The organism is Stecheria intestinalis (genome assembly GCF_009696165.1).
In the GTDB taxonomy this organism is placed as follows: Bacteria; Bacillota_I; Bacilli_A; order Erysipelotrichales; family Erysipelotrichaceae; genus Bulleidia; species Bulleidia intestinalis.
The window spans coordinates 12,344-28,831 of sequence record NZ_VUMN01000022.1 but is presented as its reverse complement, the minus strand read 5'-3'; the positions used below and the strand labels follow the sequence as shown (position 1 = coordinate 28,831).

Annotated in this window: 11 protein-coding genes; 10 read left to right on the top strand and 1 reads right to left on the bottom strand. The window is 50.2% G+C overall.

Features of this window, described 5'->3' with window-relative positions; all coding sequences use genetic code 11:
• The first annotated feature begins 270 nt into the window (after positions 1–270).
• The 9 genes from FYJ51_RS09235 (at position 271) to gpmA (ending at position 11,472) form a co-directional block, all read left to right on the top strand.
• The gene (locus FYJ51_RS09235) at positions 271–1,926 is read left to right on the top strand and encodes a peptide ABC transporter substrate-binding protein (RefSeq protein ID WP_154505160.1); all 1,656 of its coding nucleotides are present in this window, start codon (positions 271–273) and stop codon (positions 1,924–1,926) included.
• Between the two features lie 79 nt (positions 1,927–2,005).
• Positions 2,006–2,941, top strand: a complete 936-nt coding sequence (locus FYJ51_RS09230) for an ABC transporter permease (protein ID WP_105304341.1) — start codon at positions 2,006–2,008, stop codon at positions 2,939–2,941.
• A 1-nt stretch (position 2,942) separates the two neighbouring features.
• A complete protein-coding gene (gene opp3C, locus FYJ51_RS09225; RefSeq protein ID WP_105304340.1) occupies positions 2,943–3,980 on the top strand; it encodes an oligopeptide ABC transporter permease in 1,038 nt (345 codons plus the stop codon).
• Between the two features lie 12 nt (positions 3,981–3,992).
• Positions 3,993–5,096: an ABC transporter ATP-binding protein gene (locus FYJ51_RS09220; RefSeq protein ID WP_275656064.1), complete on the top strand. Its 1,104-nt coding sequence runs from the start codon at positions 3,993–3,995 to the stop codon at positions 5,094–5,096.
• Positions 5,083–6,036 (top strand): ABC transporter ATP-binding protein, encoded by a 954-nt coding sequence (locus tag FYJ51_RS09215; RefSeq protein ID WP_154505158.1) that lies wholly within the window; start codon positions 5,083–5,085, stop codon positions 6,034–6,036. Before FYJ51_RS09220 ends, FYJ51_RS09215 begins: the two co-directional genes overlap by 14 nt.
• A 57-nt stretch (positions 6,037–6,093) precedes the next feature.
• On the top strand, positions 6,094–7,413 hold the full coding sequence (locus tag FYJ51_RS09210) for a gamma-glutamyl-gamma-aminobutyrate hydrolase family protein (RefSeq protein ID WP_154505156.1): 1,320 nt from the start codon (positions 6,094–6,096) through the stop codon (positions 7,411–7,413).
• A 111-nt stretch (positions 7,414–7,524) separates the two neighbouring features.
• A complete protein-coding gene (locus tag FYJ51_RS09205) occupies positions 7,525–8,376 on the top strand; it encodes an aminotransferase class IV (RefSeq protein WP_154505154.1) in 852 nt (283 codons plus the stop codon).
• Between the two features lie 103 nt (positions 8,377–8,479).
• The gene (locus FYJ51_RS09200) at positions 8,480–10,177 is read left to right on the top strand and encodes a DUF885 family protein (protein WP_154505152.1); all 1,698 of its coding nucleotides are present in this window, start codon (positions 8,480–8,482) and stop codon (positions 10,175–10,177) included.
• Positions 10,178–10,728: 551 nt separating this feature from the next.
• Entirely contained in the window at positions 10,729–11,472 is a 744-nt protein-coding gene (gene gpmA / locus FYJ51_RS09190; RefSeq protein ID WP_154505148.1) for a 2,3-diphosphoglycerate-dependent phosphoglycerate mutase, read from the top strand.
• Between the two features lie 61 nt (positions 11,473–11,533).
• Here the strand turns inward: gpmA and FYJ51_RS14005 are convergent, their stop codons facing one another.
• A complete protein-coding gene (locus FYJ51_RS14005; protein WP_456243041.1) occupies positions 11,534–13,714 on the bottom strand; it encodes a DEAD/DEAH box helicase in 2,181 nt (726 codons plus the stop codon).
• Between the two features lie 1,976 nt (positions 13,715–15,690).
• Between FYJ51_RS14005 and FYJ51_RS09180 the strand changes: the two genes are divergently transcribed.
• Complete coding sequence (locus tag FYJ51_RS09180) at positions 15,691–16,440, top strand: DUF134 domain-containing protein (RefSeq protein WP_154505144.1); 750 nt, start codon at positions 15,691–15,693, stop codon at positions 16,438–16,440.
• Positions 16,441–16,488 lie beyond the last annotated feature (48 nt).

Sequence of the window (16,488 nt, the reverse complement as noted above, 5' to 3'; positions counted from 1 at the left end):
GAAACTGAGGGCTTCCGGAGAAATCCGGAAAGCCCTTTTATTGGAACGGAATTCATGCATGATAATGGCACTGAATGCGGCTTCGGCAATGCATGTATGGGAAACTCTAAAGAAAGGGGAGATTCCAGTTTCAGAAACGAAATTGATGAAAATATAAATGATATTAAATGAAAAAATAAAAAATTACGTGAAAAAATGTCAAAAATATGTTGAAAATTATGAAAATCAAAAATAAAATGCTAAGTATTCCAGAGAGGAGGGAATGAAATAATGAAAAGCTTCAGAAAAGTGCTGACGGCCGGGCTGGCAATGGCGATGCTGGCGGGCTGCAGCAGCGGAGGCAGCTCCAGTTCAGGCGGCAGTTCCTCCGGAAGTACCGCGGCGGCTGCTTCAGGTGCCGGATCTGCCGTTACCGTAGCAATCGATGCAGATCTGAACACGATGGACTATGAGTACGCTACTGATGGAAACTCCTTCATCATGCAGTCCATGTGCATCGGCGGTCTTACCCAGCTGGACAAAGATGCTCAGGCACAGCCGGATCTGGCCGAGAGCTGGGATGTCAGTGAAGATGGTCTTACTTACACATTCCATCTGAGAGATGGCATCAAGTGGTCGAACGGGGAACCGGTTACGGCTGCAGACTTCGTCTATGGCTGGCAGCGTCTGGTCAGCCCGGATCTCGCATCCGAATATAACTTCATCGTTTCCACGATCGGAGTTGTGAATGCCGATGAAGTCATCGCCGGCACAAAGGATCTCAGCGAACTTGGTGTTGAGGCAACGGATGATAAGACCTTCGTCGTTCATCTGTCTCAGCCGTGCGGATTCCTGCTGCCGCTGATGGCATTCCCGTCATTCTTCCCGCTGAACCAGGCATTCTATGAGTCCGAAGGTGCCAACTTCGCGCAGAGCACTTCTGATCTGCTGTATTGCGGCCCGTATACGATGACCGACTGGCAGACTGGCAACCAGTACACGTTCACGAAGAACCCGGATTACTGGGATGCAGACAACATCACAGTTGAGAACGTGACCTTCAAGTTCCTGCAGGATACCCAGTCCGCAATGCTGGAATACCAGAGCGGAAACATCGATGTCGTGAAGCTTGCTAGTGAGCAGGTTGATGCTTACAAGGATGCAGAAGGTTTCACCACACGTCTGCAGGGCTATGCTTGGAGACTTGACTACAACTTCGATAATACGACGCTGCAGAACAAGGATCTCCGTGAAGCAATCTCCAAGGCAATCGATCGTACGGCAATTGCAGAGAACGTCCTCAAGGATGGTTCTGTAGCTGCAGAAGGATTCATTCCGAAGGAATTCGCTTATGGTCCGGATGGCAAGGATTACCGTGAAACTGCAGGCAACCTGATTGTTGAGAATGTTGAAGAAGCACAGGCTGCTTACGAAAAAGCAAAGGAAGCACTCGGCGGAGATGTGACTGTAACCCTGCTGTTTGAAGACAGTGAAGCCTGCAAGGCAGTTGCAGAGAACCTGCAGCAGCAGCTGCAGACCAACCTGCCGGGTATCACGGTCAACCTGGATTCCAAGCCTAAGAAGACTCGTCTTGAACTCATGCAGAATCATGATTACGAGATCGGTCTTACCAGATGGGGTCCTGACTATGCAGATCCGCAGACCTACCTCGATCTCTTCAAGTCTGACAGAGCTGGCTACACTGGCTCCTACAGCAATGAAGAATACAATGCTCTGATGAACAAGGCTGAGACAGGCGAGGATGCGGCGAATGCAGAGGCTCGCTGGGCTGATCTGATCGCAGCTGAGAAGATGCTCCTGGATGATTATGCAATGTGCCCGGTCTACCAGAATGGCGGCGCAATGATGATCAATCCGAAGGTTACTGGCATTGAGTTCCATAATGCTGGTGTTGATTCCTATCGTCATCTGACAAAGGCAGAGTAATCTGCCGGGACTGAAACTGACAGACAATAACAGAGCGAGGGGTTTACTCGCTCTGTTATGGTTTTAGAAAGGATAACAAATGTCAAAATACATTCTGAAACGATTGGTGATCAGTCTTCTGACCTTGCTGGTGATTATCTTCGTGTTGTTTCTGATGCTGGACCTGATGCCGGGTTCTCCGTTCAACGATGAAAAGCTGACTGAAGCACAGAAGATTGCCCTTTATGCAAAGTACGGACTGGATCAGCCGTTCTTCATCCGATTTCTCAAGTATCTGCAGAATATGCTGCATGGAGATCTCGGCGTCTCTTATGTCATCAACAAGAACCGCAATGTCACGGATCTTCTCGGAAACCCGCTTCTGGTTTCGATCCGCATCGGCGCGCAGGCCATGGTCATCGGTTCGATTCTCGGATTGCTGCTGGGTATTGCGGCTGCACTTCATCATAACAGCTGGATCGACTCTCTCTGCTCGATCGTCTCCATTCTAGGTGTGTCAATTCCCTCCTACGTCTTTGCACTCCTGCTTGCTTATTACATCGGCTTCAAGCTGAAGTGGGCTCCGATCCTCTACAATTCGAACAATCCTGTCAATTCATCCGTATTGCCGACGATCGCGCTGGCGATGTTCCCGATGGCGAATATCTCCCGTTTTGCACGTTCGGAAATGATCGATGTCCTGAGTTCTGATTATATTTCCCTCGTTGAGGCAAAAGGTGTCAGAGAGCGTCCGCTGATCATGCATCATGCACTCCGCAATACGATGATTCCGCTCGTTACCATCATGGGACCGCTGCTGGTCAACCTGCTGACTGGTTCCATGGTTGTCGAGAAAGTCTTTGCAATTCCGGGCATCGGCATGCTGATGGTGCAGGCGATTCAGTCGAATGACTATAACGTTGTCATTGCCTGTGCATTCGTGTATTCGGCAATGTACATCATCATGATGCTGATCGTTGATATTCTGTATGGCGTCATCGACCCGAGAATCCGTGTGGCGAAAGGAGAAAAGTAAGATGAGTGAGGCAATGAAACCAGAGCTGACCGATGAAATCGTAGATGACTTCACGAGTGACGATTTCGTCTTCGTGCAGCGGAATGAAAAGCTTCATGATAAGGTTTACAAGACTACTTCCTATGCCCATGATGTCTGGGTGCATTTCAAAAAGAACAAAGGTGCAGTATTCGGACTGATCATCATCGCGATCATCATCGTGATGGCAATCATCGGACCGATGATCTCTGGCTATGGTGCAGAGACCATCGATCTCTCCCAGCAGTCGCTTCCGCCGAGAATCCAGGGACTGGAGAATATCGGAATCTTCCGCGGAACGGAAAAGGGTGTTGATGTCTATGCAGAGAAAGGATTCACGGACGTCTATCACTGGTTCGGAACCGATACCAACGGACGTGACCTGTTTACCAGAGTCTGGGAAGGTACCCGTGTATCTCTGATCATTGCGTTTGCGGCAGCAGCGATCGATATCGTGATCGGTATGTCCTATGGTCTGATCTCCGGCTACTTCGGAGGCAAGGTCGATATGGTCATGCAGAGAATCGTTGAAATCCTGAATGGTATTCCGACCCTCGTCGTCGTGACGCTGCTCGGACTGGTCATGCCGTCCGGCATCAGCTCCATCGTATTTGCATTGATGATCACCGGCTGGATCGGCATGTCGAGAATCTCCCGTGCTGAAATGCTGAAGCTCAAGGAATCTGAATACGTATTAGCTTCGAGAACTCTCGGTGCCAAGAGCTTCTACATCATCTTCAAAGACATCATGCCGAATATCTTCGGACAGCTGATCATTATGTCGATGTTCTCGATTCCGAATGCAATCTTCACAGAAGCATTCCTGTCGTTCGTAGGTCTCGGCATTCAGCCTCCGCAGGCATCGCTTGGCTCATTGATTTCGGATGGCTACAAGTCCATGACGATTCATCCGTTTATCCTGATTGCTCCGATCATCGTACTGGCGCTGCTCATGCTGAGCTTCAACCTGTTCGCTGATGGCATCCGCGATGCATTCGACCCGAACCAGAAGCAAGGATAAGGAGGAACGTTTATGTCAATGATTCCGAGAAAGAAAGAAGACCGGGTTCTGTCCATCCGAGACCTGAATATCTCCTTTGAGACCGCTTCCGGAAGAGTCAATGCCATCCGCGGCGTCCGCATGGATCTGTTCCGCGGCGAGACGATTGCGATCGTCGGCGAATCCGGTTCCGGCAAGTCTGTCACCGTCAAGACCATCATGGGCATCCTTGCCAACAATGGCCGCATTGATTCCGGAACGATCAATTACACGTTCACGAATGAGAAGGGCGAACGTGAGACGGTTGATCTCACGAAGCTCACGCAGAAAGAAATCCGCTATCGCTTCAATGGCAAATACATTGCCATGGTATTCCAGGATCCGATGACTTCGCTCGATCCGACCATGCAGATTGGCAAGCAGATCATGGAACCGATCCTGACCCATGAACATACCAGCAAGGAAGAAGCCAGGGCGAGAGCCATGAAGCTTCTCGAAGAAGTCGGCATCGAGAATCCGGAGAAGCGCTTCAAGGAATACCCGCATCAGCTCTCCGGCGGCATGCGGCAAAGAGTCGTCATCGCAATTGCGCTTGCCTGCAATCCTGACATCCTGATCTGCGATGAGCCGACTACTGCTCTTGATGTCACGATCCAGGCCAAGATCCTCGAACTGATCAAGCGCCTGCAGGAAGAGCACAATATCTCCGTCATCTATATCACGCATGACCTCGGCGTCGTTGCGAAGGTTGCTGATTATGTCGATGTCATGTATGCAGGCCGCATCATCGAGAAGGGCGATATCAACGAGATCTTCTATGATCCGCGCCATCCTTATACCTGGGGCCTGCTGGCATCGATGCCGGATACCGATACGAACTCCACGCGTCTGTTTGCGATTCCGGGCACTCCGCCGAACCTGCTGGAACGGATTCAGGGAGATGCATTTGCCCCCAGAAATCCGTATGCGCTTGCGATCGACTACAAGGCTGAACCTCCGATGTACAACGTCGGCGGCAAGCATCGTGTAGCTTCCTGGCTCTGCGATCCGCGGGCTCCGAAGGTAGAGATGCCGGAACAGCTGAAGGAACGCATTGCCAAGATGAAGAAGGAGGACGAGCTCTATGACCGCCATTGATTACAGCAGTCAGCCGCTGCTGCACGTGGAAGGGCTGAAGCAGTATTTCCGCATCAGCCGTACATATACCACGAAAGCAGTGGATGGGATCAGCTTCGATATCTTCAAGGGTGAGACGTATGGTCTGGTCGGAGAATCCGGATCCGGCAAGTCGACCACCGGCCGTGCAGTCATCCGTCTCTATGATCCGACCGCTGGAAAGATCATCTTCGATGGTCATGATATTTCCGGAAAGCTGTCCAAGGAAGATGAAGCATATCTCCGCATCAACATGCAGATGATCTTCCAGGACCCGATGGCCTGCCTTAATCCGCGCAAGAAGGTCAAGGAAATCATCGCGGAAGGTCTGGAGCTGCATCATCTGTATAAGGACCAGGCAGACCTGGATGAGAAAGTCTATTCCATTCTCGACCGTGTCGGTCTGTCGCGTGAACACGCAACCCGCTATCCTGCACAGTTCTCCGGCGGCCAGAGACAGAGAATCGGCATTGCAAGAGCACTCATCATGCATCCGAAACTGGTCATTGCCGATGAAGCAATCTCTGCCCTCGATGTCAGTATCCAGGCACAGGTTGTCAACCTGATGAAGGATCTGCAGGACGAGATGGGTATCACGTATCTGTTCATCGCGCATGACCTTGCCATGGTCAAATATATTTCCGACCGCATCGGCGTCATGCACCTGGGCTACATTGTAGAAACCGGAACCACGGATGAAATCTTCTCGAATCCGATTCATCCGTATACGAGGTCTTTGCTTTCCGCAATTCCGCATCCGAATCCGATTGTCGAGAAGCAGCGCAAGTCGATTTCCTACGATAAGGATAAAGAAGGCGTTGACTACAGCAAAGGAACGGTTCATCAGCTGACAAAGACGCATTCCGTCATTGCAACGGATGAAGAATTCGCAAAGTGGTCCGCACAGAAATATACGGACTGACCAGTCAGGAACCTGCAGACATTTTCTCTGCAGGTTTTCGTTCAGAAGGAGAAATTCATGAGAGGCACATACTATATCAATCAGAATCAGCATCCCGAGATTCCATACCTCACGGATGTCGGAAAGAAGCAGTATCCGGAACTCTATGAATCCGGAAATATCGAGAAAGCAGGATGCGGCATCTGCTCGGCGGCGATGATGCTGAAGGATCTGAGGAACCGTGAAGTTTCACTTCAGGATCTTGTGCAGCTTTCCTATGCAAGCAAAGCAAACCTGGAACCGGGCACAGACATGGTCGTATTCGGAAAAGCCCTGACAGAGAAATTCGGACTGAATCTGGTTCAGTCCGATTCCGAGGAAGATGTCATCGACTGCATCGCTCATGGCGGCGCCTGCATTGCCAATGTCGGCGGAGATCATGATGATCATATCGGCGTCTTCTCCAGCGGCGGTCATTATATCTATATATTCGACTATGATCCGGAAACGAAGCTGTTCTCGATTCTTGATCCGAGTCTTTCCGAAGGAAAGTTCGAAAAAGAGGGAAGAAAGGGAAAGGTTCAGCTGAAAGGAAATATTGTGCTGACCACTGCAGAAGTGCTGGCGGCAGATACTGCAAACCGGGATCCTGGCTATTATCTCTTTTATAAGAAACCAGTAATCGGCATCCTCGGCGGAACGTTCATGAGTGAACCAGGATTGTTCATTTCTTCCGAGAAGGAATACTGCAATGCAGATTACATCCATGCAGTACTCAGCAATGGCGGAACGCCAGTCATCATCCCGTGTGAACCGCTGCGCATTGACCCGGAGAGCGTTCTTTCCGGAGTAGATGGGGTTCTGTTCCCGGGCGGTGAGGATGTGGATCCGCTGCTGTATGGAGAAGAAGCAGAACAGAAGTGCGGCACCGTCCGTCCGGAGATGGATGAGGCATGGAAGAATGCCTATGACTATGCAGAAGCGCATCAGATTCCGATGCTCGGCATCTGCCGCGGCATTCAGTTCCTGAATGTCATGCGGGGCGGAACGCTCTGGCAGGATCTTACGGACTACCGTCCGGATGTTCTGCAGCATGTGCAGAGATACAAGCGTTCCTATCTGCACCACTCTGTTCAGCTGGAAAAAGACAGCTATGTGCAGAAGCTGTTCGGAACGGAATCAGTGATGACGAATTCCATGCATCATCAGGCAGTGAAGGAACTCGGCAGAGGACTGAAAGCTTCTGGCCATGCCAAGGATGGCGTCATTGAAGCAATGGAAGATGAAGAAGGACTGATCATTGCCGTACAGTGGCATCCGGAAGGACTGACCGAAAGCAATCCAATTATGAATCGCCTGTTTCAGGATCTCGTGAAACGGTGCGGAAAGAAATCGTGATTGGCAGAATAAGAACAAGCTAACATTTTCGCAGCAGATTTCTGAATCGTATCAGTTGGAAAAGACCATATTGTCTGATGCTGGTTTTATGGAGGAAAGAAGCAAACAGTTATGAAGATCGGCTATTACAACGGCGTGATGGGACCGGTAGATGAAATCCGGATTCCGATGCAGGACCGTGCTCTGTTTTTCGGAGATGGGGTCTATGATGTGACGTTTGCCAATGACGGCAAGCTCTTCGCTATGGAAGATCATCTGGACCGGTTCTACAACTCGTGCCGGATGATGAGAATTGATTTCCCGCTCAGCCGGGAAGAACTCACTGCTGAAATCCAGAAGTGCGTGGACGCCGCCGGAAAGGGCGAAGTTACCATCTACTGGCAGTCCAGCCGCGGCAACTGTGCGAGAAATCATGTATTCCCGGATCCGTTGAACAAGCCGACGCTGCTGATCACGGTTTCCGAAGGAAAGCCGATCGATTATTCTCATCCGATGAAGCTCTGCACGGATGAAGATACCAGATTCTTTCACTGCAATATCAAGACCCTGAATCTGATCCCGAATGTCATGGCAGCTGAACATGCAAAAGAAGCCGGCTGCAATGAGTCGATTTTCCATCGCGGCAATCAGCTGACCGAATGCGCTCACAGCGCATTGCTGCTGCTGAAAGGCGGCAAGCTGCTAGCACCCGTTCTCAATGAACTCGTGCTGCCGAGCATCAGCCGCAAGCATCTCTTCGAGATCGCAGAAACTGAAGGTGTTCCGACTGAGGCAAGAGATATCACGATGGATGAAGTGTTTGATGCTGATGAAGTCATCGTCTGCAGCACGACCAAAGTCTGTGCACATGCTGATACGATCGATGAAAAGCCGGTCGGCATGAAGGACCCGGAGCTATTTTGCAGATTGCAGAAAGCTTACTTCGGCCGGATCGAGCGAGAGATCGGACTGAAACTTGGATGAAGTCTCAGAAATGCATGCATGAGTCTGCCGTGCATGCATTTTTACTGATGTTAAGCATGCATCAGAACAGAAATCACTCGGCAGAAAAGGAGACAGATGACATATGAATCAGAACAGCAGTGAGTATGAAGCACTTCGTCAGAAATACCGGGAAACAGATCTTGCACTTGCAGAGCTCTATCACCATGTGAGCAAGGATACGGATGAGACTTCCGAGCAGCTGAAGCCCTGCTTCATACCAACGAAAGAAAATCTTGACAAGGCACGGAAAGAACAGGAAGAACTTGCAAAGCGTGTGGAAGCACTGGAAACACCAGATGCTGTAACTGCGCTGATGAAGCATCATTTTGCAGACTTCCTGGATTCGCTCAGCTATGCGATTGATTCGTCAGAATATCATCCGGAGTCTATCTATCTCGGCTTTGACAGCCTGCTGGAAAGCGTATCCCGCTGCAACCGCCAGCCGGATCAGGAAAGGCTGGAGGGTTTGCTTGACCTGCTGAAGCAGAAAGAAGAAGAGTCTGGCACGGTGCAGAAGCTCATCCTGGAACAGACTCCGGAAAAGAACCGTGCAGATCTCTCTGCTTCGCTGGTCTCTTCGGCTGCTTTGGTTTCTGAAGAGATTGCACGGATTCCTGCCTATTTTCCGGGATTCACGCAGATCATGTCTGAAACGCTTCAGAAAGCCCTTGAGACTTATGCAGAGACTTTGAAGAAGATGGCATCCGGAATCAGTCCGGACGGAACAGATGCTGCTTCTTCAGAAAGCAGGGAGGAAGACCTTGCCCGTCATCTGAAGATGAGCCCGGAAGAATACCGGATCCTGCTTCAGAAGAAGCTCGGCGTGAATCTTGATGAGATGAGTTCCTGGTATGAGGAAGAAATGGACAAGACCAGGGATGAGATCTTTGCAATTGCCGGATCGCTGGAGATCCGGGAGAAGCCGCAGAACATGCAGGATATCGCAGACATTCTCTTCAAGTATGAGCCGCCCTGCAGCAGTGCAGAAGAGATGTTTGAGCGGGAACGGGAATATCTGAAGCGGACCAGAAAGGTCGCCCATGAATATGTGAAGCTGCCGGAGGAAGAACAGTGTTTCGTCATGCCGACTCCGGAATGCTGCAGAAACAGCTATCCTTGGGGCGGATATGAAGGCGGTGATTTCCGCTATCGCCCGCTGCGGGGACAGATGTTCCTGAACCAGTACAACGTGAAGAATATCTCGGACGGATGGCTGAAGCTGAATTCCCTGCACGAGGCTTATCCTGGTCATCATGTGCAGTATGTGCGCATGGCTGTGGATGAGAGGCCGGCAACCGTGAAGATCGGCACGAAGCTGATCCCGGTGCTGGAAGGAACCACGCTGAGAACCGAACGTGCCTTCCAGGATACCTATGCGGAAGATAAATTCTTCCCGCTGTTTGTCGCGTACCGCCGCCACCATGCAGCGACCAGAATCGCTGTCGATCTCATGCTGCATTGCCAGGATCGCTCGATCGGAGATGCTGTTGCACTTTATCAGAAAGAGCTCGGACTGGACTTTACGACTGCGCGAGGACAGGTCCGTGCCCATGAATCCATGACCGGATATTTCACCTGCTACTACTACGGAATGAAGAAGCTTACCGGGTGGGAGAAGCAGTACGGATTTTCCAGGAAGGATTTCACGGAACTGCTGTTCTCAGCAGGGTATATCTCCATTGATCGCTTTGAAGAGATCCTGAAGCTCACTGCAGAAGAACAATATCGTCTGTTCCATGACTTCGGAGGTCTTGAAGGGAAGACTGCCCCGGGATTCTGAACAGAAAAAGATCATGTGTGTGCATGATCTTTTGATCAGGGATCAGATGGTGCACGACAAGATGCCGGACTCTAGGTTCCTTGTTCAGACAGAACGGTATTCGTTCCAGGAACTCATTGCAAATTCCGTGCTGCCATGCTTTGCAACGGACCTGGCAATGAAAGAGTTTCCCATGAAAGAGTCATGATTCCGATTTCTGACCCGGAAGCGCAGGTGTCGTATGATCTGTGCTGCCGGGATGAGGATCGAAGGATCTATCAGGAACTGTTCCAGGGCATATGAATCTACGAAGCGTATTCCATGCGGATATGCCTTTTTCTGTGATTGGAAAAAATATCCGGATCGGAGGGGGTGCACCGGAGTATTTTTCGGTTACTATCCTGCCAGCAAGGCGGAAAAGCTGAATCCGATCGATGCACTTCGGTACGAGTGATCATCTTCGTTGACAGAAGTCCGGCAATTTCAGATAATCCAGATGTAACAAGGAAAGCGGGCATGACCTGCTTCTTCCTAACATATAAGTTAGAACTAACTAATTAAAAGGAGATGATATGAAACTGGTACTCGTAAGGCATGGCGAAAGCGAATGGAATCAGAAAAACCTCTTCACCGGATGGACCGATGTCGATCTGAGCGAGAAGGGACACGAAGAAGCCAAGCAGGCGGGTAAGCTCCTGAAGGAACAGGGCTATGACTTCGATCTCTGCTATACGTCGTATCTGAAGCGGGCAATCCATACTCTGAATCATATTCTGGATGAGATGGACCGCGACTGGCTCCCGGTAGAGAAGAGCTGGAAGCTCAATGAACGCCACTATGGTGCTCTGCAGGGACTCAATAAAGCAGAAACCGCAGAGAAATACGGCGAAGCTCAGGTCAAGATCTGGAGACGTTCCTATGATGTGAAACCGCCGCTGCTGGAAGCAGATGATTCGCGCAATCCTGCCAATCAGGAAATGTACCGCAATGAAGATAAGGATCTTATGCCATTAGCAGAGAGCCTTGAGACCACCGTGCAGCGTGTGGTTCCGTATTATGAAGAAACCATTCTTCCGGAAATGAAGAATGGCAAGCGCGTGCTGGTCGCAGCCCATGGAAATTCCCTGCGTGCTCTGGTCATGTATCTGGATCATCTCAGCAAGGAAGAAATCATCTCCGTGAATATTCCTACCGGAGTACCGCTGGTCTATGAGTTCGATGATCAGTTCCATGTGGTAAAGCACTATTACCTCGGCAATCAGGAAGAAATCGCCGCAAAGATGAATGCAGTTGCTAATCAGGGAAAGAAAGCCTGAAGCATCACTGCCTCAGGCTTATGACCGGAATCAAGTTTACTGGTTCCGGTTTTCTTCTGCTTCAGCGAAACAGCTCCATCAGCTCTTCGCTGGTCAGTTCGGACAGAGACTTGCTGTCACCGCTCAGTACCGATTCGGCAAGATCATGTTTCTCTTCCTGTAGTTTCAGAATCTTCTCTTCGATCGTTCCTTTCGTGATTAGACGGTATACGGTGACCTGCTTCGTCTGACCGATGCGGTGGGCCCGATCCGTTGCCTGATTCTGGGCTGCCAGATTCCACCATGGATCATAATGGATGACTGTATCTGCACCAGTCAGATTCAGTCCGGTGCCTCCGGCTTTCAGAGAAATCAGAAAGACCGGAACACGTCCTTCATTGAACGAGTGAACAAGCTGAATCCGCTTCTCCTTGGAAGTAGATCCGGTCAGAATGTAGTATTCAATGCCGGCCTGTTTCAGATCCTGCTCGATCAGTGCAAGCATGGACGTGAACTGCGAAAAGATCAGCATCCGATGGCCGCCGTCAATGGCCTGCTGGATCAGTTCCGTCAGCGCTTCCCGTTTCGCGCTTTCGCCATGATAATCTTCAAATAACAGAGAAGGGTCGCAGCAGATTTCGCGGATTCTGGTCAGCTCGGCAAAGATCCGGATCTTCGCGCCGCTCTCATCGGGCTGACCGATCATGTTTTTCAGTCTCACTACTTCAGCCGAATAGAGTTTTTCCTGCTCTCCGGAAATCGGAACATAGCGCACTTCCTCCAGACGTTCCGGAAGATCTCTGAGCACATCAGCTTTCTTCCGCCTCAGGATAAACGGTGCTGTCATATTCTTCAACTTTTCAGAAGCTTCCTTGTCTTCATTGCGGACAATCGGAATCTCAAAGCGCTGCTCGAAGGTTTTGCGATCATACAGGAAGCCTGGCATCAGGAAATCGAAGATGCTCCAGAGCTCGCTGAGACGATTCTCAATCGGCGTTCCGGTCAGGGCAAAGCGGTGCTCTGCCTTCAGGGTCTTCACAGCCTTTGATACCGCAGCCCCTGCATTCTTGATGTACTGTGCTTCATCGAGCACCGCATACCAGAACTGCTTGTCGGAAAACTCGGTGATGCTGCGCTTCAGAAGATCATAGGAGATGATATAAACCTTCGTGTCTTTCTCTGCCATTGCTTTCTTACGCACCACAGTGCTTCCTGCAATCGGCGTGACTTTCAGATCCGGTGCGAACTTCTGAAATTCTTCTTTCCAGTTGTAGACCAGCGAAGCAGGACATACGATCAGCGAAGGAGACCGGGAAGAGTCTTCTTTGTAATCTTCCAGCAGTACGGAGATCATCTGCAGCGTCTTGCCAAGTCCCATCTCATCTGCCAGGATCCCGGCAAACCCGGCATTCTCCAGTGTCCGGATCCATTTATATCCATACGTCTGATAAGGACGCAGCGTATCTGCAAGTTCAGCTGGCGGTTCCAGCTCTGCATCGTCAATAGCCTTGAAACTGCGGATCAGAGCACGGTATACCCGATCTCTCGAAGAGACGATCTGTTCATGTGCCTCCAGCAGATGATCTACATATAATGCTCGATACAGAGGAAGCGATGCTCCGGAAGATGCTACTTCTTCCGGCTTCAGCTCAAGACCTGCAAGCAGGGAGTCGATCTCTTTCAGACTGCCTGGATCAGAAAGATCGATGAAATCACCGGAAGAGAGCAGGTGATACCGTTTCTTCAGGCGGTAGCTGTTCCATACTCCGAGCAGCTCTTCTTCGCTGAGATCAGAAGTCATGGACAGATCCATAACACTGCTATGCACGGAGACACCGATCTTCACTTGAGGAACCGGACGGATCGTATGCCTGCGGAACGCATCGGTTCCATGTAATCTTCCATACCGTTCCAGCCTGGAGAGATCTCTTCTGAGGAATCGGAACAGATTTTCTTCTGTCATCAAGGCAGCATAAGCAGATTGTTTTCCCTGATCAGAAGTCAGCGGCAATAGATTCTTCAGAACGTCCGATACCCGTTTCTCCTGAACATGATCGCGATATTCGGTGCAGGGAACGTTCTGTTCAGGTGACATGGTATAGGTACGTGCTTCTTCGTCCGGATGATCTTCATAGCTGACTTTCGCGATGAGCGTGACTAGATAATTGGCATTGCCTGATCCGATCAGAGCCTTGATCGGTACATTGATTGAAAGCAGGGCAGCAGAAGGATCAGCCACTTCCGAAAGATCTGTGCAGTCCATCCAGAAATCAAAACGAGGCTCCGGCGGCAGCATCTTTTCTGCCTGCTCAGACGCATGGTCTGTGAATGTGACATACGAGCTCTGCAGCAGGGCAGGTACTACCCGGTAATAGAATTCCTGCAGATGATCGATGCCGACCTGGAAACGAAAATAGCCGGACGAGTCTGCGACAGCCAGGAATGGTTTCATCATACCGAGCTCTTTTCCGGAGACTCTTGATAATCCGCTGCTGTCCAGCACATAACGATGTGAGCCGCTCCCTGCCAGCATGACCGGGATCAGTCCCTGCACGGCAACTCCTGCAAAGGTACCTCTGGCATCCTGAACAGGATCCGCAGTCAGAGAGATATGAATATCATGATGACCGACCGGAATGTCTGCTGCTTTGATCTGATTCGTCTTGTCCTGGTATTCTGCCTGCAGTCCTTTCGCGGCGTCATAGAAGTTATCAAGCACGGCTCCNGTAAGTTCCAGCGAAGATCCGACTTTCAGCGTGCGCACATTCCGGAACATATTCCGGTTCTCAATCTGATCATTCACATTCTCCACATCGCCGACTCTTCTCTGGATGAAGTCAAACAGCGGCAGAGATTCTTTCGTGAACCGGTATGTTCCGAAGTCGATGGATTCTGTTTTGGAAAGGGCCATGGGCTGCTCGGAATGACAAGCCCAGACAAGTTCCTGCAGATTGCGGATCACGAAGCTTCTGCCTGGTCCGCTGCGGATTTTGAATGTGAGCTTAGCACTGCCGTCTTCCATCGCAATGCGCGGCAGCAGTTCGGCGGTTTCAAGGCGTCTGTCTTCTGCAGCGGTATCTTCAGTTTCTTCCTGATTTTCTGCTTTTTCCAGACTTGCAAAGAAACCAAGCGCGTTGGCGTCGGTGAAATCAGGAATCTTCGAAGAAAGCTCATCAATCTTATCCCAGAGTAGCGAGACTATGATGAGACCATTGATATTCAGCCAGCCATCAGCGGGCTTCACGGTCCTGGTTTCATCGAAATAACCATCTGCTGCCTGGCAGGTAAGCTGATTTCCCTGAAGACTGATGGTGCCGGCGATGAACTGAGTATGTGTGAGATCATCAGCCATCCACACTTCTCCGGCTAAGATATGCTTTCCTTCCCTGGTCACGTTTTCGTCAAAGGATGGGAAAATGTCTTTCCGGTGTTCTATGAGGGCCTGCTCTGCCATCCGGATACTGAATTCATCCGTGACATAATCCTTCAGCGCAGCTCGAAGATCATACAGAACAAGTCCTTTTGGAACAGCACGATCCTGAAACAGATCCAGGACAGGACGCTCTGCTGTTCCGTATGACAGCTGTGCTGCTTCCAGCATGGCCTGTTTCTTTGCGTGTCTGATCTGATAAATCCGTTTTTCTGCTTCTCTGGAAGTCTCTTCCGCAACCAGCAGCCCGCCTTTCTCTTCCTCCAGCTTATAAAGCACTGCGGCTTCATGCATGCAGAGTATTCCCTTGCGTGATTCCCGGCAGGTACATGAGATATTCGAGGGATCCAGTTTTTCTCCAGGATGCTCAGGAAATTTTCTGATCTGAATGAAATAGCAATCCCCGCGATACGATCCTCTCGACGGTCTTCCGTATTCAGCAAATTCATCCCGGCCAGGATAATAGTATCCATCTGCACTTCCCCAGCGGATATCAGCATCGACTTTTTCCTGAGTTTCCGGCTTCCTGGCTTGTCTCAGTGTTTCGGCATCAAACAGATTCCGCCATTCGATTTCCGTGCGCATCGGTTCTTCCGACTTCGGATCATCGTTCAGATGAAAAAGGTTCTTCTTTTCTTCTCTGCTGAGCAGAGCTGTTTTGTCGTCATCAGTTTTCATCATCAGGTTCTTCTTTCTATGTGCATCCTATCATCTGGAAAGAGAGAAGGAAATATCACTGATCTGATTTGACTTTTCTGATCTGATATTTACAATGTAGTTAATAGCATATGCCACAAACAGAGGAATACATGCCAAGACCTGTCAGAAAGCGGACTATCTATCAGAAACCGAAGTACTGCAGATTCCGGCCGGATCATGAAACAGAGGAAGAAGTGAACCTTACTCTGGATGAACTGGAAGCAGTGCGCCTTTCTGATCTGATTCATCTGGATCAGTCAGAAGGTGCGGAACGGATGAATATTGCTAGAACGACGTTTCAGAAGATTCTCAATTCTGCGCATGAGAAGATTGCGGATGCACTGGTAAATGGGAAAACGCTTGAGATAGAAGGCGGCAATGTGTTGCTCGAAGATGATCCGATCTACGGAAGCTGCTCAGACAGAACCATCGCGAAAGTCGGATCTGTGAAGGAACTTGGAGGAAAGAAGAACATGAAGATCGCAGCAGCGTATGATCCTGAGACCGGAGAGATTTTCCAGCACTTCGGAAGAACAGAGTATTTCAAGGTTTATGACATTGAAAACAATCAGGTGGTGAATGCGGAAGTAAGAAGCACGAATGGACAGGGCCATGGAGCCTTGGCAGGCGTATTAGCAAGTCTTGGTGCGGAGGTACTGATCTGCGGCGGCATCGGTGCTGGCGCGCAGAATGCATTGGCTGCTGCCGGCATCCGCTTCTATGGCGGCTGTGCAGGAAGTGCAGATGAAGCAGTGAAGGCATATCTTTCCGGAAATCTGAATTACCAGGAAGACGTGCAGTGCAATCATCATGATCATGAAGGCGGCTGCGGACACGAAGGAGGTTCGTGCTGCCATTGATTCTTTGCCGGAGGTGTTCCGGCTTTTTCATCGATGCTATGATGGAAT

Coding starts and splice junctions, on each gene's coding strand:
- FYJ51_RS09235 (WP_154505160.1), top strand. CDS start 271: ATGAAAAGCTTCAGAAAAGTGCTGACGGCCGGGCTGGCAATGGCGATG.
- FYJ51_RS09230 (WP_105304341.1), top strand. CDS start 2,006: ATGTCAAAATACATTCTGAAACGATTGGTGATCAGTCTTCTGACCTTG.
- opp3C (WP_105304340.1), top strand. CDS start 2,943: ATGAGTGAGGCAATGAAACCAGAGCTGACCGATGAAATCGTAGATGAC.
- FYJ51_RS09220 (WP_275656064.1), top strand. CDS start 3,993: ATGTCAATGATTCCGAGAAAGAAAGAAGACCGGGTTCTGTCCATCCGA.
- FYJ51_RS09215 (WP_154505158.1), top strand. CDS start 5,083: ATGACCGCCATTGATTACAGCAGTCAGCCGCTGCTGCACGTGGAAGGG.
- FYJ51_RS09210 (WP_154505156.1), top strand. CDS start 6,094: ATGAGAGGCACATACTATATCAATCAGAATCAGCATCCCGAGATTCCA.
- FYJ51_RS09205 (WP_154505154.1), top strand. CDS start 7,525: ATGAAGATCGGCTATTACAACGGCGTGATGGGACCGGTAGATGAAATC.
- FYJ51_RS09200 (WP_154505152.1), top strand. CDS start 8,480: ATGAATCAGAACAGCAGTGAGTATGAAGCACTTCGTCAGAAATACCGG.
- gpmA (WP_154505148.1), top strand. CDS start 10,729: ATGAAACTGGTACTCGTAAGGCATGGCGAAAGCGAATGGAATCAGAAA.
- FYJ51_RS14005 (WP_456243041.1), bottom strand. CDS start 13,714: ATGGACTGCACAGATCTTTCGGAAGTGGCTGATCCTTCTGCTGCCCTG.
- FYJ51_RS09180 (WP_154505144.1), top strand. CDS start 15,691: ATGCCAAGACCTGTCAGAAAGCGGACTATCTATCAGAAACCGAAGTAC.